This window comes from Leisingera sp. MMG026 (assembly GCF_021654205.1).
Taxonomy (GTDB): domain Bacteria; phylum Pseudomonadota; class Alphaproteobacteria; order Rhodobacterales; family Rhodobacteraceae; genus Leisingera.
In genome coordinates this window covers 1-22,085 of record NZ_JAKFZM010000049.1, presented here as the reverse complement: position 1 = coordinate 22,085, position 22,085 = coordinate 1, and the positions used below count along the sequence as shown (strand labels likewise).

Sequence of the window (22,085 nt, the reverse complement as noted above, 5' to 3'; positions counted from 1 at the left end):
GATTTACGTCGAGGAAGTTGAGCAGTCTACTGGCACCCATCCCAAGTTTTCCAATTCCGGCCGGGTGGGGTGCTTCATATCCGTTGCTTTAAACGCAATGCTCGACTTGCGATCAAAAACGCAGGGCGTTGCAGCCGCAATGATTTCTTCCTTGGGTATGGAAAACTGCCCGAATTGGCTCTTCCCAAAGATAATCGCGTGGTCAGGGTCATAGGGGTCATGGTAAACATCATACGCTCTGCCGGATACCGTCGCGGTAGTGATGTTCATGGCTGCCTTCGGCTCGTTGACGGAGCAAGCTGCGGTCAAAGCGGCTAGCCCGAATCCCCAAAATGTGTTCTTCATTTTCTACCTTCCTTTTTTAAATTTACCGTTCCCGGCTGCGGTCCTGTTGCTGGGTTCTTTCTCGCGGCTGTTCCTGGGACTGGCCTGCGTGTTTGCTAGATGCGTCCGGGCTGGCCGGCCCCCTTACCCGAGCTTGTTCAATGATTTTTGATACGTCTTTCGAGGAGATAGCTTTTACAGCGGCTTGCTGTTTCGCACTCACATTCGGAATCCGCTGAACATCGTACTGACGGCCCGCGCGGATCCCGTTTGCGAGTTCGTGGGAGGCCATTTCTCGGACGGTTGCCCGGTCTTTGTCTGATACACCAGCAGCCCGCATTTCAGCTTCGATCAATGCCAGTGTGCTTGCAGCACCACGCAGTTGAGGATCGCGGGCCGCTTCTTTCTGGTTCAGCCGTTCCTCTAGGCGGTCTGAATGCCGATGCTGCTCTTGCTGGTGCTTGGTTCCGTTTTCCGCGTCCGGATTTCTCGCCACGTTGGCAGCCTCTTTTTTGGGTTCATGTGAACCGGCACTTTCAATGACCGGCTCGTCTCTTTTCTGGACGGGTTCAACGCGGTTTCTGGCCTGATCCTGGCTGCGTTCAACATCACGAGCACCCCATTCCCGCCTGAAGGTGTTTTTCTGGCGTTCCTCGCCGGTCTTGGGGTCGCGTTCCGTGACCGTGACAGACTTTTGCCCGTCGTCGTAGATTGTGGCTTTGTCTCCGACTTTGAGCTGGTGCTTGTCGAGCATATCAGGAAGGCCAACCCCCCAGAGCTTGTGAGAACGGCCGTCCGCCAGCTCCAGGGCCACATACGGGGTGGCGGATGCGCCCTCTCGATCCCGGTAAGGTGCTGTGCCAGTGTCTGTGACTTTCCCCTCCAAGCCCTTTTTGTAGTCGATCATCTGAATGACGTTCGAAGGGCCTTTTGCCTGGGATTCTGCCTGAGCGGCGGCATCGGACTGACGACTAGGTGAGGCCTTGCCGTTGTCAGTGCGTTCAATGACGCGTTCGCCGATCAGCTCAGCCCGGCGCTCGGTTTCAGCCCGGTCTTTGTCATTTGGCCTGTAGCCTTTGACCTCGATGCCTTGCGCAGTTCCCTCAATCCACATTTCCCGGCGAAACTCCTCCGGACCTTTCACCTTCATGGACGCCCAGCCTCGATGCGCAGCCAGCTCGATCATATCCATGGCCGTGCTGCGGTCTGCGTTCTTGGTGTGCAGGCTGTCGCCGCGATCCGAAATCACTGGCCGTTTGTCGTCATATGAGCGGAACAACTCTTGCCGGTTGGCCTCGCGTGTCAGGATGAACCGCTCTTCGAAGCTCTTTGGCATCGCAAAGCGTTCATTGTCCGTTTTTTCCGGTTGCGGTGCCGCTGGTTCCGCGGTTCCTTCAGGAGCATTGTCGAGAACCGGCGTCATTACAGGCGGAGCCTCTTTGCCCGGCTCGCTGCCTTCTCTGCTCTGCTCTTTGGCCGGTTGCGGTTCCTGAGGCTCTTTCAGGGTAACAGGGGTATCGTCAAACAAATCCGGCGTCTCAGCCTGTGATTTTTGACCAGTACCTTCCCGTGCCGGGCCTTGGGCGGCTATGTCCTTCTCCGCGATCCGGTCGTGATATGCTTTCCAGAACTGCAGGTCTGTTTCGCTCCCATTGTCGGATTTCACCATTTCGAGGGGCGGAGCCAGTTTGGCATGTTCATCGCCGTTGCGGCGACTGCTCGCCAAGGTGCGCGCGCCTTTATCGCTGGCCTCTACCACCATGGGAGCAAGCTCCCCAGTAGCCTCCGCAAAAGCTCTCCCGGCTTCGGCGGCCGTCGAATAGCGGGCCTTTTCGTCGGAAAGGGCATAGGACAGCTCATAGCCCTGATTAACCTGGTTCTGTGTCTCAGCCATAATTACCTCTCAATCTATGCAACTTCGGGGCTGGGGAGATCGACGCCAAGCGACGAAAGCAGCTCCTTGGTCCCTTCTGGCGATGCTAGCTTTCCGGATTTCTTGAGCGCAGCGAGCTTTTCCCTCGCGCTCGAATGATCCAGTTTCAGCCGTTCCGGCATGATCTTGCCGGGGTCTTCAATTTCCTCGGTGGTCATTTCAACGCTGGCTGGCTGGCCGTTCGCAACATTCTCGTCGCGATGCGCTGCCAGAGCAGTGATCCGAGCCATTTCTTCCCGCAGTGCCATCACCTCTTCGCGGGTTTGGGCCTGTTCTTTGCGCAGTTCCCGGTTTTCCTCTTCTACCCGCGAAACCTTGTCATCGAGCGGGTTGGGAATGATCGAGGGTATGTCGGGCGGAGCAATCTTAGAGCGCTCCAAGAAAACTTCTTCGGCATAGAAGCGCAGCTTGTTCGCCATGACAGGCGGTTGTCCCGCGATGATCACAAGGGCTTTGGATTGATCCATTGCCAGAAGCTCCTGGGGCATCATCAGGGAGCGTTTTTGCTCGCTGGTGCTGACTGTGGTGCCTTTGCTGTGCGCCAGGTGCTTCGACTTGGATTCGCTTTTGCTTTCCATTGCCAAGGTGCCGAACCGTTCAGACAGATTGCGCGCTTCCTTCAGGCTTTTCGGCGTGAACACGACCTCGACACCCGCGTTGTCCATGTACGCCGCTGCGCCATCCGCGCCGTAAATGTCGGAAAGCTGAGCGGGCGTCTGAATGATCGTCAGAACCTTTAGGCCGTAGCCGGCGAAGTAACCGATGCCGCGCTTGAAGGACGGCAGTTCACCAACGGCGGCAAATTCGTCCATGCACAGCAGAACCTTGTGCTTCAGCTCAGGATTGTTTTCCGGAAGTTCCTGCATGTTGGCGTCAGCACAGGACTGAAAGAAAAGGTTCAGCAGGGGCCCCAGGCGCCCGAGGTTGTTGGGGGTGATGCCGACGTAAATCGACATGCGCTGTTTTCTCAGGTCCGCGAAATTGAAGTCAGATTCTGACGTGGCTCGGTCGAGCATGGGGTTTGCGAACAAGCCCAAGTTGGCTGTGATGGTGGATTTGACGCTCTCAAAGGTGTTTTCAGACTTGGAGATAAAGTCGGTCAAGGCGGCTTCTGTCTGCCAGGACAGGGGGCGGTTTTCAGCTTTCCTGTCCTCGATCCGCCTCCTGAACGTCTCAACGACATTGCCGCTCAAAGTGAGCTGACGGAAGATCTCGCCCAAGGTGAACGGCAGCTCCGGGGTTTCTGCGAGATAACCGCCGACGCCGACGAACGCTGTTTGTGCAGCTCGATCAAAGAACGGGTCTTTTGACTGCACTGGAATGAAGAGATCGGCCAGCCGTTGCAGATCTTCAATCTGGAAGTCACCGCCGCGGCGAACCGTTGACAGGGGGTTCCAACGATGGGTTTTGCCATTGGGATCCAGCGGGTCGAAGAGATAGACGTCCTGGCCGCCGCTTTTGCGAAACCCAGCCGTCAACGTCCAGTTCTCTTTTTTAATATCAAGGATCACGGCCGACCCGGGCCAGTTCAGCAAGTTTGGAACAACGACACCGACACCCTTGCCTGAGCGCGTGGGGGCATACAGAAACATATGTTCAGGCCCGCCATAGGTCAGCAAGTTCTTGGTCGTCAGGTGGCCGGTGGCCGCGATCTTGACAGCTCCGCCTTCCTCAACGTGGCGGCCCAGCTTGTCCACGGGTTTGCCGTAGTTCCGGGAGGGCAGGGGGCCGGTGAACCCGGCGATCAGCCCATTTTTGGACCGCAAGCCCGCGGCCTTAATGTCCCGATCCTCTGCAAAGCGAGCCTTGCCGTGCAGATCCTGTTTTGGCTTGTTCATCAGGAACGCCAGAACAATGAACAGGGCGGGTGCCAGTCCTGCGTAGCCGGAGAGTTTGACCCATTTTGATACTTCGGCCCCCGAGTAGTCAGAGAGGGCAATTCGGGGCCATAGAAAGAGATCCTGGATAGGATCAAAGGAGAGGTTCAAACTTCGGCTGAGGACGAAGCCAGACAGGGCCAAGCCGCCACCGATTGAAAAGAGTGCGCAGAAGCCAAGGAATGAGCCCTTTGCCGCTGGCGAAAGGTCAGGCCATTTTTCAAGTATCATGACGTTGCACCTTCAAATTTCTGGCGTGGGTCAAAGTAGATTTCGGTGATGCGATACCTGCCGTTGCCGCGCTTTACCTGCACAACCACATCGACCATCTGGAACAGCATTTCCTTGATCTCAGATCGCTTCAGATCGCGCCCCGCATCACTTTCCTTCACCAGCAAGGCGAGCTGTTCAAAAGCCAACATGGCGGAATCCGCGTGAATAGTAGTGATCGAGCCGGAATGCCCGGTGTTGACATTGCGAAGGTAATAGAACGCCTCTGCGTCCCGCAGCTCCTGCAGGAAGATCCGATCAGGGCGCATCCGCAGAGAACTTTCAAGAAGCTGGCGGGCGGAGAGTTTCGCCTGGCCCTGGCCGTCCTTCGAATAGATCAAGCGCACATTGTTTGGCTGGGGAATGACCAGCTCCACAGTGTCCTCAATCGTGATGATGCGTTCGTGCTCTGGAATTACCGGGATCAGAGCTTTTGAAAAGGTGGTTTTGCCAGAGCCGGTCGAGCCGGACACTAGAATGTTTTTCTTGTTCAGCACCGCGCACTGCAGAAATTCTTTCCAGGATTTTGCGGCATGGAATTCAAGCAGCTTTTGGTCGACCTCAGACAGCGAATTGGTTTCGGTCAGAATCTCATCGAACATGCCCGACTGTTCGTAGTCGTCCAGAGTGAAGGTGCGCTCAGCAGGCTTCCGGATCGTGATGCTGACTGTGCCATCCGGAACCGCAGGTGGGATAACAATCTGGATCCGCTCGCCACCGGGCAAGGAGCCGGAAAGGATAGGTTTTGTAGCGCTGATAGTTTGTTTGGTGAAGGTTGCCGCAGTGGTGGCAAAGCTGTTCAGGTGCGCGAAGGTGAGCGCGTCGATCTGTTCGACCTTCCAGCCCTCATAGGTTTCTATGAAAAGCTCTTGAGGCCGGTTAATGCACAGCTCAATAACATCCGGCCGGTTGAGATGGTGTTGAATCGGAGCCAAGAAGGAAGCAAGCCCCGCTGGGGCTTGCCGGGGCGTGTTTCCATCGAGCATGGCTCTACCTCGTTTTCAGGCGGTATACGTTAGAAAAATCAAGGTCTCGGGCCACCATAACAGCAACCTCTTCACCTTGGTTCTTACGCAGAATGATTGGGACGTTGATGGTGCTTTGCAGTTCAGTCTGAGCCAGGTTACTCACGCCATCCGTTGTGTTCTCAATGGTGTCAGCATTGCTTTGGCTGGCTGCGTAGCCGGCCAAGGCATCGTCAATCACAGACAACAGAATGGTGCCGCCGAAACGCGTCCAAAACTGAGTGTCAATGTCGCCGTTGAAGCCGGCACGGCCGAGGCCGTCAGTCCCGGCCGAGTCGAGAGTGACCACCACGCCATGAGGTGTTTCCGCCCGCGTCCAGATCACAAAGAGGCGCTTTGTCCCGCGTTGCAGGCCGCCACGATACTGCCCGACAATGCGTGTCCCCTTTTCCAAAAGAATGACGGTGCCGGTGGTCGAATAGATGTTGTCTGTGACCGTGCATCTGACCATTCCAGGTTGGGATGAATCCATGGCGGTATCGAGTGCGCATGGGATTATGGTCCCTTGGGTTATCGTCAGGTGAGGGTTTTCCAGCACGGTTGCCAGGGAGCTGTTCAGCTTGGTTGTCTGCAAGTCCGTCGCCAGGCCCGAGGCACCCTGACCCTGCCCGTTATCAGTGTTTCCAAACAAACTGCCGCCAGTTGCCCCGTCTGCATTTGCCTGAGGGGTGTTCCGGGCCGTGCCCTCGTATGCCATAAGCGGAGCCCGCTTTGAGCTTTCAAACAACAGTTCGGCTTGGGATGGTTCGACCGGAAGTTGCTGTTCTTCGATTCTGATCCGTTCGATAGGACCAACCGGCTTTTCTTCGTTCTGGGGAGTTGCTGGCGCCGGAGTTTCAGGCTGCGGTTCCGCAATATCGGCGGGCTGAAACTGGCTGCCAGATCGAATACGGCGTGTGCTTTCCGTCACCTCTTCGACCGGCTGTTCCTCAGCTGAGGGCCATTGCAGAAAAGCGAGAACGCCAAGAAACGCGATGCCCGCGGCCACGCCGAGCTTTTTCCCCGTGTCCGAGCCGCCAGCCTTGGCTTTGCTGTCAGCAATCGAGGTGATACCACGTTCACCGTCCAGGGTCTGCCCATCGGTGGAGCTGTCTTGATCAATTGCCATTATTGGCTCCCTCCAATGACTTCGCGATTTACACGGTGGCTGGTTGTACTGGTGCTGATCGCCGTGTGTCCCTTGCCGACGCCTACGTTGTAGACGGCAGTGACTTCCCGCCCCAGGCGGAGGCGGATTTCATGGGCAACGCCATGCACAATAACCTCGTTGCGGTGAACAGTGGTGTTTGCCAGGCGCTCTTCACCGTCGGTTCCAACCATGTAGACGGACGGCAAGCGATTGCTGCGCTTGAAGGTTAGAACTGTCATATCTCCGTTGTCGTAGACGGTAGACGGCTGAAGATTGCGCGAGCCAGCTGCGAGATACTGCCAGTTTTTGGTTCCTGAGTGCGCCACGGAAGCCGACAGGCGGGAGCGCGCTGCTTGCTCCTGGGCTGCTTGCCTATCAGCTGCGCGCGCCTCCCGGCGGGCCTCGGCTTCATCGCGGGGATAGCGGAAACGCACCTGAAAATACACATCACGGTTGTTCACCATGATGTCGCCTTTGCGGGTGATCAGCTCGAACGAGTAAGTTCGGGTTGTTCCGTCGGAACGGACGGTCGCAATTTGAAGGTTTGTTGGGGGGTGAGCCTCACGGGCTTTCAGGTATAGGATGTTGCCTCGCGGCTTGAACTCCCAAGCGACGGTATCGCCGCCGCCAACGTCCAAGATTTCTTCGGATTGGGAGAATACAATTTGAACAGCCGTTCGCACCGTGCCGACGACACGCACCACGTCCCATTCATTGTAGTTGACCGACCGGACCCGGCTGTCCGAGGTACTGGGGTTAGGAACATCCAGCGAGAAGGCAGGGGAAGCGGCCAAGAGGCAGGCAGCGACGAGAGGAACAAAGCGTTTCATTGCACCACCTCCGGATCTGCGCGGTAGTCGGTGACGACAAAGCCGAGCGGGTTAATCATGCGGTCCTGTGAGCTGATTTCAGCCTGACCATCGAATGTGTAGGTAAGGGTCGCGACCCACTGGCTGCGCCGCTCCAGGTCCTCGTCCTCGTTCTTGGTGACGCGGTAAAAGCGAACCTGCGCCAGCCCGTCGTCCAGAAAGGAAACCGAACGAATTTGAACTTCGGCCTTGGTCTTTTTTCCGAAGATGTATTGCGGACTGTCCGGGTTCGATGCGTTGTAGTGTGCCGCAAATTCAGTCTGTTCTTCCGGGCCGGACATAATCTGCACATGGTCAAAAATGACGCTGCGCGCGGCATAGGAATAGCCTTCGCGTGTGCGGACGTAGAGCGCCAGAAAATACTTGGCGATGGCCTCGTTATAGACTTCCTGGCCGTCGGTAAGCGCCGTCATGACTTCCGGAACGCCGGTGGCTTCATCGACCCGGATAACGAATGGCTCAACCGTTTTCAGAGGGGCCAAGAAGGCGACGGCAGTGACGCTGGCGATTGCGATTAAGCTGGAAACCCCAGCTACGGACCAGGCCAACAGTTTTGACCGCTGCGCAGCAGAAAGTCTGTCCTGATCAAAGGTGCGGGCCTGGTTAAAATACTCCTGAAGCTCTTTATCACTCTGGATCATTGGTCGCTCCATTTCCTTTGACGCCAATCTCTGACTGCTTGCGCTGAAGCGCTTCCTGGTAGTCCCATTGTGTCGGATTGAGAGGGCGAACGATTGAACCTTGTACGGTGGGCAAAGGCGTAGTTGTTGCGCACCCTGCCACGCCAAGCAGGGCGAGAATGACGATCTGTTTCATAGAGGAACCTTGTTGTACGAGTTGAAGGAGCTGATTTGCTATTGCTTGGGAACTGAAATCATCGCCGTGATGCGCTCCCGCTTGAGCCGCCAGAGCCGCCAGAGCCACCGCCGCTAGATGGTTTTCCCAAGCTCTTTTCGACGGCTCTTTGAAGCATACCAGTCGAGGCTTGCGCCCCTGCCGAAAGACCTGATGCCATGGAAGGGATCAGCAGGAAGAAGATAATTCCGCAGGTAAGGCCAACGAGGAAAGCAAAGTATGCTCCTGTGGCATCAACCCCGTTTGTTTGAGCCGCAATATTCGCAATCAGTCCGGTCATTACAATCGCGAGAACGATCACCAAGAGTTTCACAAGAGCGAAATTGAGAATTTGGCTCAGCCAAGAGAAGAACCAGCTACGAGTGGCATCGAACAATGCGAAGCAGATAAACAAAGGGCCAATGGCGGATAAAATTGACAGAAAGAACGTAGTTGCCAGGGCCGCTGCAAGAGAAATGCCCGCAAACAACAACGCATACCCCATGATGAAGTAATAAACGACCTCACCGATAAGAGCGCCTGTCCAACCTTCAGAGGCGTGACGTTTAGCCGCTTCAGAGGCAAACAGATCAGCTTGCCTCATAACAGAGTCACCAGGAATTGTTCCGGCGCCGCCTGTTATGCCGTTGATAAACTCCGGAATACCTTGATTGATCGTGCTGCTGACCCACTGGGTGTAGTCACCGGCAGAAGATACCAGGCTCCAGATGATTGCCAACTTGATCCCGCGAATGGCAAAATCCAGAACAGGCTCTTGGATCACGCCCTTCATGATGGCGATGCCATACAGTATCAAGTACAAGGTCATTGCAGCAGTTAGAGGCGCAGCAAGCGCGCCAGACATACCAGCAGCAACAGCGTCAGTCTGCTGTGTGAACGCCGCAATGAGGCTATCATATAGACCCTGGATCATTACGCACCTCTAGTCTGCAGAGCCAAACAGCTCCTGAATGGATTGACTTCTGGACTTCCGGTTTTCAGTCCTTTGCGCCTCTGCTGCGTTTTTGCAGTTTGCTTCCAGTTGAGCCGCATCGGTGATCTCACATTTGGACAGCATCGTTGCTCTTTCGTCGGGGTGTTGAATGTAGAATTCGACGGTCTTGTTCTCCTCACCTTTGCAGGCGCTGAGCAGAGGTGCAGACACAACGGCTAGAAGGATTAGAGCTTTATTGGTCACTGAACATATTCCTTATGGCGTCGCTTCTCGCTTCGCGGTTTTGATTTCTGATTTCCCGATTGCGTTGCTCTTCGACTTTGGTTTGGGCCTCTTGCAACATCGCCAGCCCTTGTATCCGGTTGGTGTCATTTTGGAGCATGGCGGACTCCACTTGCAGACGGGTTTGCAGAGCGTTGATTTCCTTTTGCGTGGACGCTCCGCCAATTTCCTGTCGCAAGCGTTCCAAGCCGGTCAGCCGATCATCGGCGGACTGCACGATGCGATCCCCGATCGCTGCATCACGGGCCGATTGTGCACCGATGCGGTCGAGTTCCTGGCGATAGAAATCTTCGGCAGAAACTGCGTCTGAAGTCACCCGAGTGTGTTCCAAGAAGTCTTGCGCAGCACCAGACAGATCGCCAAGTGCGTTCAGGTCGATATCGAGCGAGCTTGCGATTTGCATCGCGTCAGGACCCAGCAGCTCCCGAACCTGGGGGTTGTTCAAAGCCGCGGCAATATCAGCCATGTCTGTGAGGCCATTCACTGAATCGTAAAGGCGTTTGGCTTCTTCCAGTTCCTTGACCATCTGGGCGATTTCTTGAGCGAACTCTTGCTTCGCATTGGCGATGGAAGCCGCGTCGATAACCGGCACACCGCCAGCAAAGGCGGGCTGAGCGAAGGCAAGGACGGAAAGCAGCAGTGCAGCCTTGATTTTCATGACAAGTCCTTTCGTTTAATGTGGAAAATGGGAAGCCATTGTGCAGGGTCTGGGTGTTGCGTCCTGATGTTGTTCATCAACTTGGTTTCTTCGGTGCGCCCGGAAAGAACGGCCAAGGCATCATCCTGGCCACGCAGATCCAGTTCACAAACAACCGAGTTCCCGCCCTGTTTGATCAGGAATTGACCGATAGACAGCTCATTTCTGACGATTTGGTACTCGCGCTTGGTTAGACCAAATTCCTGCGTCAACTCGGTTTCATTTGCCTTTTCGTTGGCAAAGAAAATCTGAGTTGCGCACTGTTCAATGACAGTCCGGGCAATCGGGCTGTTCACGACGTCGGAAGTCGATTGCGTTCCCGCAATAACAATCCCGTTCTGTTTACGAATAACCTTCAGCTTGTCTTTGACGAAATCCACAAAGAAATCGTCGGCCAGGGCTTTCCAAAACTCATCAATGACAATGGCAATGCGCTGCCCGGTGATCAGCTGTTCTACCCTCTGCATCAGGTACATCATCATTGGGTTGCGGATCGTGGGATCGTCTAGGAAGGAGGTAATATCGAAGCCGATAAGAGTATCCTCAAAGCCGATTTCATCCCGATCATTGTCGAATACCCATGCCAAACGCCCATCGTCAGCCCATTTGTTCAGGCGGTTGCCAATGTCGTCTGCTTCACCCGAGCCAAAGCCGATCAGCTCCCGCAGCACGGAAACAGAACGCTGTTCCTGCGGCACATTTCCGAGACCATTTATGGCCGCTTCGATCCGCGCGTTATCGTCTGCCGTGAACGGATGCTGCGGGTCTGAAAGCATCGCTTTTGTCAGGGCTACAAGAAATGCTGCATTGGCAGGCGTCAGATCCAGTGCTTTAAAAGGAGCGCACCCGGTGCGTTCACCTGTATGAAGGGCGAGATATGTGCCACCGGCAGCGCGTACAAAGATTTCGCCGCCCCGGTCTTTGTCGAACAGAACGCGCTTAACCTTGAGCCTTTCAAGCTGGGACAGGGCGTAGTTTATGACGACGGTTTTGCCAGATCCAGACGGGCCGTAGATCGCGGTATGCCCAAGATCACCAACATGGAAGTTGAGATAGAAAGAGCTGTCCGCACTGGTTTTCAGCTTGGCGACAGCCTTGCCCCAACGGTTTCCGTCTCGATGCCCAGTAGGGTAGTTGTGAAGCGGAGAAAGGGCTGTAAAGTTGCGACTGGTCATAAGGGCAGGGCGCAAACGCTTGGAATGATTGCCTGGAAGCTGAGCCCAAAACGCGCTTTCAATGCCCAGATCTTCACGCGCCACAATCGCACCTGAGTTAGCCAAGAGGTTGCTCGCATCTGACACGCTTGCCCGGAGAGCCTTGAGGTCATGACCGAAGATCAGAAGGGACATATTATGTTCGCCCATGACGAAGTTGCCTGACATGAGATCATCCCGTGCAGTTCTCAGCTCGTCAGCTTGTGATACGGCATCATCCCCTGCATTCCGCATACGGCCTTCTTTGAGCTTGATCGTTTTGATCGCCTCAGAGCGGGCCACACATCGGAAGGACTGCGACAGAATGAATGTAAACGGCGCAGTCAGTAGATCGCTCAGCATGGTGGGGCGGGTGGTCGAGGGATATTCGTTGACGCCGAACATAGCGCCGAAAGTGGAATCCGCCGGGTTCCGGATTTCCAGTGCTTCACGGCCAAAAATCACTCTGTCGGTGTAGATGGCTGAACCAATGTTTCCCCTGACCAGAGGTGTTAGTTCGTAGCGGCCAGTAATGAGTTGGCGCAATACGCTCATAGGTTCAGAGCAGACAAAGCCATGCTCGCTGTTCACCAACCCAAGCCTACGAGCACCATAACGCGAAAGGTTTTTGACAAGAACAGCCGTTTTATCTTCGAGCAGTTCAAGCATGTCCTGATCCGCTTCGATCTGGCTCTTCCTGGCTCGCTTTACGCCTGTGGCAAACCGCGAGCCCGCCAAGCCGCGCGGCTGCATATAGATGGTGAGATAAATATCATTCCGGTACAGGCGTTTCCCTTGGATTTGCTCGCGGTAGGCGTTGTCGAGCCAATCAGAAAATTCAGAGGAGAACTCGCCGTCAGGATAACTCGGATCTTCGCTGCGGATGATGTGCGAGTAGATAATGACATTATCGTCAGCGATATTGCGGATGTGATGGTTCAGCCCGTCGTGAAGCGAGTTGAGGCCGCCCGTATCCGCCGTGCGGAACGAGGCACCTTCAATCTTGAGCATCTGAAATGCACCACGATTGGCGGTGATGATGGTGTGTTCATCGGCATGGCGCACGAACGGTAGGTAGTCCGTTGCCGTAATTTCCCGTTTCAATGCGCGGTTGAAGCCCATCAGTCGATTTCCTCAATTTTGTAAGTACGCTTGAGCCTTAGAGGGGAGGGGGACGAACCGCCCCAGTGGGAGCGGTTTCGGCACTTTGCTCCTGTATCGAAAAAGCGAAACAGAACCCGAAAAGCGTTCTGGTCGCGCTTCACGACGAAATGCGAAATCACCAAGAGAGGAACAGCCAGAACCAGATAAAAGATTGAATCACCGATGATCATGGCAAGTCCGCCGACGAACACGGAGATAAATGCGGCTTCCAGCGGAACACCGAACACCATAGCTGGACGGGTCAGCGCCAGGTACAGCTTGTCTTGATTTAGCCGTTCCTCTTCCATGGAGATTACGCGATGATCAGGTCAAGGATTTCGCCGGATGCGAAAATCACGATCACGCCGACAATTACTTGGCCGGTCCGGCGCATGTCGATCACGTTGAACATGTACAGGGCGCCCACGATCATAACCGCAATCAGAGCCAGCGGGCGGCGGGCACTATTGAATTCATTCACCACGTTGTTCAGGAAGTCGGTAAAGCCTGCGGCTGCGGCCGGGCTTGTGAAGCCGAGCAGAAGCACCAGAGCGATGCTCAGGGGGGCGCCCATCCGGTTTGTAAATGAGGCGATGGATTTCATAGGATCTTTCCTTTCAGTTGAATATAAGAGCGGAAGAATTTGAGCCGGAGGTGAACACGTCCCAGGCGGGGGTGCTGTGTGCTGGTCCGGTGACCTCGACAGTTCGAGTTTGGTTCACTTTGGGCGCCTCAACGTCCCCACCCATCACGCGCTCAACGTACCCGTTGGTGAAGCCGCGAGTGAAAGTGCCGGTGTTGTAGGCAGACAGCGCCTGATGCAGTGCCGTTTGAGGATCGGAACCCTGCTTACGGGCGCGATCATACCCATCCCGTAAAACCGCCTCGGCAGCCGTTAGGTTGGTGCAGGAGTCAAACACGGTCTCGACAGTTAGATTGAGCCAGCCCAGGTTGGCGTTGTTGATCTGCCCCAAGCCCATGTCAATAGAATGGCCTTGAGCAATAAGCTCACGAGAGATCCGCGCGGCTTCCTCCTGGGATTTCGGGCTGTAGCTCTGGCGATTTGCCCCGTTCACGCCGATAGCAAACCTGTTGAAGCCGCTTTCGGCCCGAACAATCTTCGCCATGATTTCGGGCGCTACCGAGGGTGCGCAGTTTTCAGCCAGAACGCGAAATCTATCCGACGGGATTTTCTCGGATGCGGCGGGCGAGTTCAGGCAGGTGACAGCAAATCCGCTAGCTGCCAGGATCCGTGTTGTTTTGAGCAGAAGCCAGCGGCCCGGTAATAGCTTTGATGCGGCCTTTGCCGTCAACTTTGATGGTTGAAATCGTGTCGTCCTCATGGACCACGAGTTCGCTTCCGTCACCGTATTCCCGGTGGTGCTTGTACAGGCCCGGCCAAAGCGAGAATAACCGCTTATTAACTCCGCCGCCTGCGTAACGAACGGAGATAAGGGCTTCCTCAGCACCATCTTCGAGAATGTACGTGCACGTATATCTAGGGGAGTTGGAACGGCCAAGGTCATAATAATCGTACCTGCAATGAAACTTGGCGTTCTCTTTCAGTAGCTTAGCCACATCGTTGATTGAGATCACGCCTTCTGCCCTTTTACTATTCATGGCCGTCCTCTGAATTTCAGTGCGGCCTTACCATACCCTTTGTCCCATCCTTGTAAATCAATGTCAATTGCAATTTTTATTTTCGCATATGGTTTCAAAATTTGTTACACGCTCTTGTGTTCAAAACTGTCCACTGTTGCAAATTTCGTTCTTGTGGGCAACAAGTGGATGTGGCTTCGTTTGTGGCCTAGCGTCAACCTGCCGGTTAGCGCTCTTTTAAGCTTTATTCAACCTGCAATTTTCATGTAGCGGTTGCGGTGCCTGGAGGACGGTATGACACCCAAAAAACTCACAAGACGCCTTGTCATGAGCTGCCTATTGGCTGCTGGACTTGTGACTGGAAGCGGTAAAGAAACGTTGGCTGGCCCCGGCGGCGCACCCATAGATTGCGCCATCCTGCTTTGCTTGGCTGGCGGCTGGCCGTCTTCTCCTGAGTGCAGCGCCGCACGGGCTGAGTTTATTCGCCGGATCACGCCTTGGCCGGTCGAACCGCCACTTCAAATTTGGCGCTGTCCTCTTGGGGCCTCCGCGCCGTCTCCCGCAAAACCGGGCTTCCGTTCAAGGATTTTTGAAGCGGCGATGCGCAGTTCAAGCGCTGCCTCCATACTCCCACCCCTGCGCAGCCCTTCACCCGAACAGATTGCGGCCCAGATCGTCCAGGCGAACCAGGCCGACATCGACATTTCGGGTCAAGAGTTCAACTTTGTACGCTCGATCCGCGTCTATCATGTTGAGTTCACTGTTCGGAAGGAGCGGGATTACTGCGGTGAACACGACGCAACCCGTGTCGGAACCTATGGACCGCAGGGCGAGTTTTCATGGAGCGGGTATTCAGCCAAGTCAGTTCCAACCTACGTCATGCCTCGCGTCCAGGGGTGTCCCGATGGACGTGGCCGAGTTCGAGCTGTAGGCGTCGAATGGAAAGACTACGAGGGCAACATAGGTTCAGAGTTGGTACGCTACTGAAACCCTATCTAGTGGGCTGCCGGCCACCACTCACGAAAGTTTGCGGTGGCCCACTACGATCTGTTAAGTTTATTCATAAACCAACAACAAGAATCAAAGGAGCAGAAACCACCCCCCTAAAAAACCAGAAACCCCCGCAAGGCGGACCTTACGAGGGGGTTTGGTAGAACCAGAGAGCGCCAACTCTCATGTAGGACCAACAAGTTTCACCTACGGTTTTACCATTCCTCTGACAAAGCAGGCAAGCAAAAAACGCAGTTTTGCGAACAGAGAAAATTTGCCTGCTGGTTCAGCCTCGCAGAACAAAAGACGAGGACAGAGGAATGAACGAGCAGTATTATCCAGCTCTGCCGCAAGGGTGGCAGCGGAGCCATGTTGAAGAACTACTAGACGACATAGCACCGGCAATCGGCTTGGGTGCCAAGCGCCTCAAGGCGCTGCGGCACATGATGAAACGAACCAGACCCAGCGACTGGACGTCTAACGCCACAGAACCTGTCTATTTTGGGACCCAGGCTGACACGGCTTATGCGTTGGGTAAGACTGAGCGCGCGCTAAGAAATGACGAGTACATCCTTGAAGCCGTGCATGGTCTGATCGAGAAGAGAGTGAAGGCCAATGGTAGCCGGTCATTTTACGGGCAATGCGGGATCATCTTTTCCCGCCTGATTGACCTAGTACCTAGCTTGATCGAATTACGAGAACGCCTCATGGCTAACCATGCGCGGATGCGCGAGCTGGTTCAGCTCCGCAGCACCTACCTGCGGCATATGAAGCGCCAGATCGAGGCCGCGTCACCGGAACTTGCGAGGTCTACAGACTATTGGGCTGTTACTGAGACCTTTAGCCAATGGCCGCACAGCTCTAAGCTGCGAAGCATGGCGCTTGACGACTTGGAAGCCCATGTTTCGGATTGTCGGAAGCTTTGTGGACAGGTCGACAGTCTGATTGAAACTTGCGAGGATTCTTCCTGTCAGGCGGAAGAAAACTTCCGGTCCTTATTACAAGAAAACACTAAAGACTCATCTGTAAAATGTAATGCAGGCATCCACAAAAGGACCTCGGGCAAGCCCTCGGACACAAGCTTCTCTGACGCTGGGCCTGCAGGCCCAGCGAATTGCTTAGAAAGTAAGCATGTGGTTTCGCCGGAGGTGTTCAAGTCGAGATTCTTGAACACCTTGAGCCCTCAAAAGCTCTTTGGCCTCGCTAGCGAAGACATGAAGTTGCACATTCAGGCTCATCAGGGCGCACGGGATAAGGTCCGCATGTTGGACATTATCGAAGCCGCACAAGACCTGAAACCTTACCTGGGGATCAATCACAGTGCCTGGGTGGCGGCTGCTCACGCTATGGGACCAGAGCAGGCAGCGGTCTGCGTTCTGATCATTGATGCAAACCGCAATCACCCTACCCATCCGGTTAGAAACCCAGGCGGTGCGCTCCGGGCAATGCTCAAGCAGTTCCGCCGTGAAAAGCTCAACCTAGTAGGGAGCCTAATCGGGCTTTCGCGGCGGTGCGGTTCGTAGAAGGACGACGACTATGGACAAGATTCCTTTGATCTTAGCAGTTATCTGGGCGAATTCGGCCGGTGCTCAGGAAGCCTGTATCGAGCCTTTCCGTCCAGACACGGAGTATCTGGCTGACGGCGGTTTCACTCCGGAGGAAATGCGTGAAGAGTTCCGGACCTACTTTTCCGAGGTCGAGGATTATCTGAATTGTCTGAACAGTTCCGGCGCGCGGATCCGCCAGGAGGCGACCGCGGCCGCTCAAGACTATAGCCGCGTTTTAGATCGCCACCCTGTCAAACCAGGTCAAAGAATTGAACAAGAGCCGGTTCCGCGCGTGGAGCTGAGCGAGAGCGGAACGCTGTTTTTGGACTACGAGGCGGAGTGGCTGCAATGATCAAATGGGGGGTGACGATCCGGGCGAGCGGCGCCTGCTTGGCGCTGTTGGGAGGGCTTTTGTTTATTGCGCCCAATGTCGAACCGCTGGCCGGCGGAAAGAGCTATGGCCCGTTTGTACCGAACATCATCGATGGCGATACTATTGGAAATGGGGCGGAGCGGTTTCGGTTGGTTGGTGTCGATAGCTGCGAAATGGGGCAGCCCATCAAGTTTCCAGACCAGGAGGGCGAGCTGAATTGCGGCTACTTCGCCCGCGCTTTCGTGGAAGAGTTTATCAGGGATCAGGAGGTCACCTGCTACGATCAGGGCGCGCGCAGCTATGAAAGGATTGTAGCTCGATGCTTTGTCGGCGGCGGCTGGCCTTCAATGAAGACAGACATAGGCGCGTTCGCAATTTATTCTGGCTGGGCCGTACCGACGGAACATGCCGGTGCCATGTTTCAGGCGCGTTACCTCATGGAGTACATGATGGCTAGGTTCGCGCGGCGCGGTACTTGGAATGGCTCAAGTGTTCTTCCCTCAGTCTGGCGCGCGGCGAACAAATCTTAACCCGGAGATGATCACAATGACTTGGTTACGTGTAAAACTAGCAGCCAGAGCGATTTCCCGCATGGGCGGTGGGACTAGATTTTTCTGGGGAGGCTTCGTGGGCCACCATCGCATTATGATGCTGATGTCCGCCATTATTGTTTTCTATATGACGGTTGTGCTGATCGCTGATTTTCCTGAAATGCGCGCCTGCCTAGAAACTAATCAGCCCTCTCATTGCATCATGCCAATGTATGAGGCGATCATATTGGATGCCTCTGGAATTATCATTTTCCTTGCCGTATTGGGTTTCGCCCTCGGCGTCGCTCTTGAGTGCGTGATCAAGCCGATAGCTAAAACCGTCACCATCTCTCAGGAATTAGAAGCACTTGCGGCGGAAGGTGTTCCAGAAGCGGCCCAAGCACTTGCGGAACTGCATGACGAACGCGGTGCCGACGCTCATGCTTTTTTGTGGCGACAGAAGGCCGCGGATCTTGGTCACCCAACAGCTATAAAGCAGCTTAAAGGTGTAGAAGGCTAAGTGTAACGGCCTGCAAACATCCTGATTTTCGGCCCGAATTATTTGGCCTAAGGGGGGGCTGCTCCGGTAGGGGGTCTATGTCTTTTGGTCCAATGAGGCGGCCAGGATCAGACATCCACCCGCAATGGCCCAGTTTTTGATCATGATCGACATTTGCCACGGGTCGGACGGCACGAAATGAAAAACGCTGGTCACAATGCAATACAAAGCTAGTGCCCGGCCAACCGGTTTCAGGAACCTGCCCGAAATTAAGAGCCCCGCAGCCAGAAAGTTGAATGCCAGCGCAGGCCAGACGAGCCATTCGGGCAAGCCATATCCTGCCAGAAGGGTTTGCGCAGGTCCTGGGTCAACGGCTTTCTGGACTGCGCCCGCAACAAACAAGATCGCCAGAAGATATCGCCCGGCAGCCCATTCAATTCTATTGTTCATGCGGCGGGGACGAAAGCCAGGCTTAGACCATTCAGGCAATGGCGTTTGCCAGTCGGCTCTGGCCCGTCATCGAAAATATGGCCCAGATGACCGCCGCAGCGACGGCAGTGGACCTCGGTCCGAACCTGGAAGGCCCAACCGCCCCGAACGTGCACAGATGGGGGTTACGAGGAACAATAGTGGAACAAGAGATCGCTTGACGGTTTTCTGATTTCTCCGGAGGCTCGCCCTGTTGGTCAAGGGGGCATTCTGATGGAGAGTGAAGAGCTGAAGGTGTGGAGCCTGTCGTTTCGCGAGCTGGATTTCGTTCAGGCATACCGGCGCGCAATGCGCGCGGGGTTGGCGCTTCAGCTGGTTCATTTTCGCAGTTACGGGTATTTTCCAGGGACGTTCAAAGAAATTGCTGACGACCGGATCCAGTATGTCGAGGAACAGTTGGGCAGCAATGTTCATCTGTACGATCTGCAATCTGATGCTGCCCGCCGTCACCGCCTTGATATCCTGCGCCATCTAGGGTTTCGCCGGGCGAGTGAGCGGGATCGCGCGGAACTCCATTCTGTGCTTGTCGAGGAGATTTCCAGAACAGGCCCTGCCATCGAACCTCTCATCGATTTTGGTTTCCGATGGGCGTTGCAGAACGCGATATTCGTGCCCTCTCGGAAAATCATGGAACGCTCGGCCCGATCTGCGCTGCATGCATTCCAGGAGACATTCCTGACAGAAATATCGGACCAGGTTTCACAGAAAACCAGAGTGGCATTGGAAGAATGTCTTGCCGAACCACGAGGAGCGTATGGTTTTCTGCGGCTGAAAGATGATGTCGGGGCTGCGACGCTGGATAATGTTCTGGAAGCCGCAGACCGGCTGGCCTTTATAGAGGGTCTTGATCTTCCATTTGGTGTAATAGATCGCGTCGATCCGTCCTGGCTCAGACATTTTGCGCGCCGTGTCGAAGGCGAAACAGCCTATGAAATGCGCCGTCATGCCGAGGAGAAACGGATCGGGCTGCTGGCCCTGTGTATAATGTCTCGCAAATCGCAGCTGATCGATGGGCTGGTAGATCTCTTGATTGATGTCGTGCACCGGATCGGAACGAAATCCCGGCGCAAGGTGATCGGCAAAATCGCTGCCGACATCGAGAAGGTGCACGGCAAGGAACGATTGCTGGTCGATATCGCGGCGGCTGCGATGATGACCCCGAATGGCAGGGTCTCGGATGTGATCTTTCCCGTTGCGGGTGCAGCGAAACTGAAAGCAATCATTGATGAACATCGAGCGAAGGGTACGCTGGATGCGCGGATCCAGATGGTGATGCGGGGGTCCTGGGCCAGCCATTACCGCCGAATGCTGCCCTCTCTGTTAACAGTGCTGAATTTTCGGTCGAACAATGAAGGCTGGCGCCCGATCCTTGATGCACTGTCTTTGCTCGCTCGCCTGAACGAAGAAGGGCGGCGGTTCGCTCCGGCATCATTGGCTCCGGAAGGTTCCATCCCGCGTAAATGGCATGGTACCGTTTTTGATCATCGAGGGCGGCTGAACGTCATTTCCTTTGAACTCTGTGTCCTGACGCAATTGCGGGACCGTATCAGGGCGAAGGAAATCTGGGTTAAGGGCGCGGACCGTTATCGAAATCCGGATGACGACTTGCCAAAGGATTTTTCCGAAATGCGCTCGGCTTACTATGCCGGGTTGAAACTCACCCAGGATGCACGGGAGTTTTCCAACTCAGTCCGGGAACAACTGGAATTCGAGCTGCGTGAACTGAATGAGACTCTGCCTTCCAATGACCAGGTCCGGCTTCGATGGTCTGGCGAAAACCGGATTCACGTCACGCCTTTTACGCCAGCGCCAGAGCCACGTGGGCTCCTGTCACTGAAGGCAGAAATCGGTAGAAGGTGGCCGATGACGGGCCTGCTGGATGCACTGAAAGAAACCGCGCTGGATACCGGGTTTTTGGATGTATTTGAAACCTCAGCGAGCCGTGAGGCGCTTGACCGCAAGGTCAGAGACCAGCGTTTGCTTCTGTGTCTGTATGGTCTGGGTACCAATGCCGGTTTGAAGCGAGTGGCCGCCGGAGTGCCTGGGACCAGCTATGATGAGCTGCTGCACATTCGCCGCCGGTATATCGATGCGGCCTCTCTTCGGGCTGCGGCGGCAAAAGTCGCGGATGCCACTTTGGCGGTTCGGAATCCGGCGGTATGGGGTGATGCAGGAACTGCCTGCGCGGCAGATTCCACCAAATTCGGGGCCTGGGACCGGAACTTGATGACGGAATGGCACGCCCGGTACGGCGGGCGGGGTGTCATGATCTACTGGCATGTCGAGCGTCAGGCAACCTGTGTCTACTCCCAGCTGAAGCGGTGTTCATCCTCGGAAGTGGCGGCCATGATTGAAGGCGTCTTGCGACACTGTACGGATATGGAGATTCAGAGGCAGTATGTGGACAGCCATGGTCAGAGCACGGTTGGATTTGCCTTCTGTCATCTTCTTGGCTTTGACCTGGCCCCGCGACTGAAAGCCATTGCGCGACAGAAACTGATCCTCCCGAGTGCAGGAATGCGTAGTCAGTTGCCAAACCTTCTGCCAATTTTGTCGAGTGTCGTCGATTGGGGTGAGATTGAGCAGCAGTATGATGAAATGGTCAAATACGCGGCCGCCATGAAGCACGGGACAGCTGACCCTGAAGCTATTCTGCGACGGTTTGCACGTGCCGACGTAATGCACCCGACCTACAAGGCGCTGGTGGAACTTGGCCGCGCCATCAAGACGATATTTCTGTGCCGCTATCTGCGCTCTGAAGCCTTCCGCCGGGAAATCCATGAAGGATTGAACGTGGTCGAGAATTGGAACAGCGCCAATGGTTTTGTGTTCTTCGGCAAAGGTGGCGAGATTTCCAGCAACCGGATTGCTGATCAGGAAATCTCGGCTCATGCATTGCACTTGCTTCAAGCCTCACTGGTCTATGTAAACACCCGCATGATGCAATCGGTTCTGGCGGAACCGATATGGGCCACCCGGCTGACGGATCGGGACTATAATGGTCTTTCCCCGCTGATCTATGCTCATATCAATCCCTATGGCCGGTTCGATGTTGATCTGGACCAGCGGATTGATTTCGGCGCGATGGCCGCATGAAACTTATGTAACAAAAGGGTGCACCAAAAGGTAACAGGCGTAGGTGACAGGTCGAAACGTCACAAATGAGTGGTCAACCACACATTAGTTACGGTATCAGAGTGGTAACCACCCTAATGTGACAGATTGCCATGCCCCGTATCGGATACGCCCGTGTCAGTTCATCGAGCCAGGATCTCCATGTCCAGAAAACCATGCTGAAGACAGCGGGCTGTGAGATCATCCGATCAGAAACGGTCTCTGGTGCGTCTCGCGACAACCGATCCGAATTGGCAACCATGATGGAATTCCTACGGGAAGGCGATGAGTTGGTTGTTCATCGTCTGGATCGCCTCGGCCGTTCCACCCGCGATGTGCTGAATCTGGTGCATGAGTTGGACGCCAAACGCGCATCTCTCCGTGTGCTTGAACCGGAAGTCACCACGGCCGGG

The 22,085-nt window shown here is 55.1% G+C and carries 24 protein-coding genes and 1 pseudogene; 7 read left to right on the top strand and 18 right to left on the bottom strand.

The window, feature by feature from the left end:
- Positions 1–3: 3 nt before the first annotated feature.
- The 16 genes from L1069_RS20055 to L1069_RS19980 all read right to left on the bottom strand — a co-directional run bounded on the left by L1069_RS20055 (position 4) and on the right by L1069_RS19980 (position 14,151).
- The gene (locus tag L1069_RS20055) at positions 4–345 is read right to left on the bottom strand and encodes a hypothetical protein (protein ID WP_129373471.1); all 342 of its coding nucleotides are present in this window, start codon (positions 343–345) and stop codon (positions 4–6) included.
- 22 nt (positions 346–367) lie between these two features.
- Positions 368–2,218 carry an LPD7 domain-containing protein gene (locus tag L1069_RS20050; RefSeq protein ID WP_129373472.1) on the bottom strand — a complete coding sequence of 617 codons (1,851 nt, stop codon included), beginning with the start codon at positions 2,216–2,218 and terminating at the stop codon, positions 368–370.
- Positions 2,219–2,232: 14 nt separating this feature from the next.
- A complete protein-coding gene (locus tag L1069_RS20045) occupies positions 2,233–4,365 on the bottom strand; it encodes a type IV secretory system conjugative DNA transfer family protein (protein WP_129373473.1) in 2,133 nt (710 codons plus the stop codon).
- Entirely contained in the window at positions 4,362–5,390 is a 1,029-nt protein-coding gene (gene virB11 / locus L1069_RS20040) for a P-type DNA transfer ATPase VirB11 (RefSeq protein ID WP_129373474.1), read from the bottom strand. The genes L1069_RS20045 and virB11 overlap by 4 nt, the downstream gene beginning before the upstream one ends.
- Positions 5,391–5,394: 4 nt before the next feature.
- Complete coding sequence (virB10, locus tag L1069_RS20035; protein WP_129373475.1) at positions 5,395–6,537, bottom strand: type IV secretion system protein VirB10; 1,143 nt, start codon at positions 6,535–6,537, stop codon at positions 5,395–5,397.
- A complete protein-coding gene (virB9, locus tag L1069_RS20030) occupies positions 6,537–7,388 on the bottom strand; it encodes a P-type conjugative transfer protein VirB9 (protein ID WP_129373476.1) in 852 nt (283 codons plus the stop codon). The genes virB10 and virB9 overlap by 1 nt, the downstream gene beginning before the upstream one ends.
- On the bottom strand, positions 7,385–8,068 hold the full coding sequence (locus L1069_RS20025) for a VirB8/TrbF family protein (protein WP_129373477.1): 684 nt from the start codon (positions 8,066–8,068) through the stop codon (positions 7,385–7,387). Before L1069_RS20025 ends, virB9 begins: the two co-directional genes overlap by 4 nt.
- Positions 8,055–8,243, bottom strand: coding sequence for a hypothetical protein (locus L1069_RS20020; protein ID WP_129373478.1), 189 nt, complete (start codon positions 8,241–8,243; stop codon positions 8,055–8,057). The genes L1069_RS20025 and L1069_RS20020 overlap by 14 nt, the downstream gene beginning before the upstream one ends.
- A 58-nt stretch (positions 8,244–8,301) precedes the next feature.
- Positions 8,302–9,195 carry a type IV secretion system protein gene (locus tag L1069_RS20015; RefSeq protein ID WP_129373479.1) on the bottom strand — a complete coding sequence of 298 codons (894 nt, stop codon included), beginning with the start codon at positions 9,193–9,195 and terminating at the stop codon, positions 8,302–8,304.
- A 9-nt stretch (positions 9,196–9,204) separates the two neighbouring features.
- Positions 9,205–9,459 (bottom strand): EexN family lipoprotein, encoded by a 255-nt coding sequence (locus L1069_RS20010; RefSeq protein WP_129373423.1) that lies wholly within the window; start codon positions 9,457–9,459, stop codon positions 9,205–9,207.
- Complete coding sequence (gene virB5 / locus L1069_RS20005; RefSeq protein WP_129373424.1) at positions 9,449–10,156, bottom strand: P-type DNA transfer protein VirB5; 708 nt, start codon at positions 10,154–10,156, stop codon at positions 9,449–9,451. The genes L1069_RS20010 and virB5 overlap by 11 nt, the downstream gene beginning before the upstream one ends.
- Positions 10,153–12,510 carry a VirB4 family type IV secretion/conjugal transfer ATPase gene (locus L1069_RS20000; RefSeq protein WP_129373425.1) on the bottom strand — a complete coding sequence of 786 codons (2,358 nt, stop codon included), beginning with the start codon at positions 12,508–12,510 and terminating at the stop codon, positions 10,153–10,155. The genes virB5 and L1069_RS20000 overlap by 4 nt, the downstream gene beginning before the upstream one ends.
- Positions 12,510–12,839, bottom strand: a complete 330-nt coding sequence (locus L1069_RS19995) for a type IV secretion system protein VirB3 (RefSeq protein WP_129373426.1) — start codon at positions 12,837–12,839, stop codon at positions 12,510–12,512. Before L1069_RS19995 ends, L1069_RS20000 begins: the two co-directional genes overlap by 1 nt.
- Positions 12,840–12,844: 5 nt before the next feature.
- A complete protein-coding gene (locus L1069_RS19990) occupies positions 12,845–13,135 on the bottom strand; it encodes a TrbC/VirB2 family protein (protein WP_129373427.1) in 291 nt (96 codons plus the stop codon).
- Between the two features lie 13 nt (positions 13,136–13,148).
- Entirely contained in the window at positions 13,149–13,697 is a 549-nt protein-coding gene (locus tag L1069_RS19985; protein ID WP_129373480.1) for a lytic transglycosylase domain-containing protein, read from the bottom strand.
- 70 nt (positions 13,698–13,767) lie between these two features.
- Complete coding sequence (locus tag L1069_RS19980) at positions 13,768–14,151, bottom strand: hypothetical protein (protein WP_164982836.1); 384 nt, start codon at positions 14,149–14,151, stop codon at positions 13,768–13,770.
- 273 nt (positions 14,152–14,424) lie between these two features.
- Between L1069_RS19980 and L1069_RS19975 the strand changes: the two genes are divergently transcribed.
- The 5 genes from L1069_RS19975 (at position 14,425) to L1069_RS19955 (ending at position 18,090) form a co-directional block, all read left to right on the top strand.
- On the top strand, positions 14,425–15,117 hold the full coding sequence (locus L1069_RS19975; protein WP_129373428.1) for a hypothetical protein: 693 nt from the start codon (positions 14,425–14,427) through the stop codon (positions 15,115–15,117).
- A gap of 323 nt (positions 15,118–15,440) precedes the next feature.
- Entirely contained in the window at positions 15,441–16,643 is a 1,203-nt protein-coding gene (repC, locus tag L1069_RS19970) for a replication initiation protein RepC (protein WP_129373429.1), read from the top strand.
- Positions 16,644–16,656: 13 nt separating this feature from the next.
- Positions 16,657–17,019 (top strand): hypothetical protein, encoded by a 363-nt coding sequence (locus L1069_RS19965; protein ID WP_129373430.1) that lies wholly within the window; start codon positions 16,657–16,659, stop codon positions 17,017–17,019.
- Positions 17,016–17,570, top strand: a complete 555-nt coding sequence (locus tag L1069_RS19960) for a thermonuclease family protein (RefSeq protein WP_129373431.1) — start codon at positions 17,016–17,018, stop codon at positions 17,568–17,570. The genes L1069_RS19965 and L1069_RS19960 overlap by 4 nt, the downstream gene beginning before the upstream one ends.
- Positions 17,571–17,586: 16 nt before the next feature.
- Positions 17,587–18,090 carry a hypothetical protein gene (locus tag L1069_RS19955; RefSeq protein ID WP_129373432.1) on the top strand — a complete coding sequence of 168 codons (504 nt, stop codon included), beginning with the start codon at positions 17,587–17,589 and terminating at the stop codon, positions 18,088–18,090.
- Between the two features lie 75 nt (positions 18,091–18,165).
- Here L1069_RS19955 and L1069_RS19950 read toward each other — a convergent pair whose 3' ends face one another.
- Together L1069_RS19950 and L1069_RS19945 are read right to left on the bottom strand one after the other, a co-directional pair.
- Positions 18,166–18,519, bottom strand: a complete 354-nt coding sequence (locus L1069_RS19950) for a DoxX family membrane protein (RefSeq protein WP_129373433.1) — start codon at positions 18,517–18,519, stop codon at positions 18,166–18,168.
- Positions 18,516–18,644 (bottom strand): annotated as a pseudogene (locus tag L1069_RS19945) (peptide-methionine (R)-S-oxide reductase); the annotation flags it as partial. The gene L1069_RS19950 and the pseudogene L1069_RS19945, both read right to left, overlap by 4 nt.
- A 127-nt stretch (positions 18,645–18,771) precedes the next feature.
- On the opposite strand from L1069_RS19945, the gene L1069_RS19940 reads away from it, so the two are divergent.
- Together L1069_RS19940 and L1069_RS19935 are read left to right on the top strand one after the other, a co-directional pair.
- Positions 18,772–21,654, top strand: coding sequence for a Tn3 family transposase (locus tag L1069_RS19940; protein WP_129373434.1), 2,883 nt, complete (start codon positions 18,772–18,774; stop codon positions 21,652–21,654).
- 131 nt (positions 21,655–21,785) lie between these two features.
- Positions 21,786–22,085: recombinase family protein (locus L1069_RS19935; protein ID WP_237456824.1), on the top strand; the 300-nt coding region annotated here is incomplete at its 3' end.